Origin of the sequence: Vibrio genomosp. F10 str. 9ZD137, from assembly GCF_049974785.1 — a bacterium.
Classification (GTDB): Bacteria; Pseudomonadota; Gammaproteobacteria; order Enterobacterales; family Vibrionaceae; genus Vibrio.
The window spans coordinates 1-798 of sequence record NZ_JBNGCJ010000949.1; the positions used below are offsets into that span (position 1 = coordinate 1).

The following is a 798-nucleotide window of genomic DNA, read 5'->3' on the forward strand; positions in this document are numbered from 1 at the left end:
TGTTCCGTTTAAATGCCTTGTTATGAGGTTGAAACACTTCAACCACGATTTTCCTTTATTGCCAATTTTAAGAGTTTCTTCCCTAGTGGCGACAAGTCATCACTTTTATATTGGCTAAGACTACAGATAACAGACCTAAATTTTTTATTTCTGAAGTCCTTTCTAGCTTGCTCGGTGATACTACTGAGTCGTTTCATTGCAAACTCATGATGATAATCAACAAACCCTTCATACTCAGGAAGATCTACATTAAATTTGTTTTGAAAAAGTCTTTTTATATTGTATTTAGTTCTGATGTTAATATTGGAATCATAGCCCTTTAGTAAAAGGTCTTTCCCAACATTTGAAGTAGACTGAGAGTGTAAATTCACCATGGAATTTATATAGTTTGATGCAAAATTAGATTCAAGGATTAAATCTGTATTTAGTAAATATAAAAACTCTTCGCTTTCACAAACTTCTATTAGTTCTAGTACAGTACGAACTCTCCATTCATTGTCACTAAACAGATGCTTTTTAATAACTGCGATGTAGGAGCTCATTTCTAACTTAAGGTATATATCCTCTAGTAACCTAGAAATATGATCACTTATATTGCAAGAAACCATACCCAATAGTTCGTCTAGGAGAACAGGATCACTACCTTCAACAAGCCTAATTACGCTATCAGTAAGTTCACAGTACTCATCAAGATCAATACCGTTTTCATCCGATATTCCTTTAGAACGTACAATATCTAGAAATGGACTATTCAAATATGTGACCTCATAACGTCGCGTTAAGCGGACTAAAATTGTG

At 33.7% G+C, this 798-nt stretch carries 1 protein-coding gene; it reads right to left on the reverse strand.

The window, feature by feature from the left end; genetic code table 11:
* Positions 1-38: 38 nt before the first annotated feature.
* Positions 39-798, reverse strand: a 760-nt coding sequence (locus ACP45E_RS20750; protein ID WP_206743910.1) for a hypothetical protein, incomplete at its 5' end; no start/stop codon positions are given.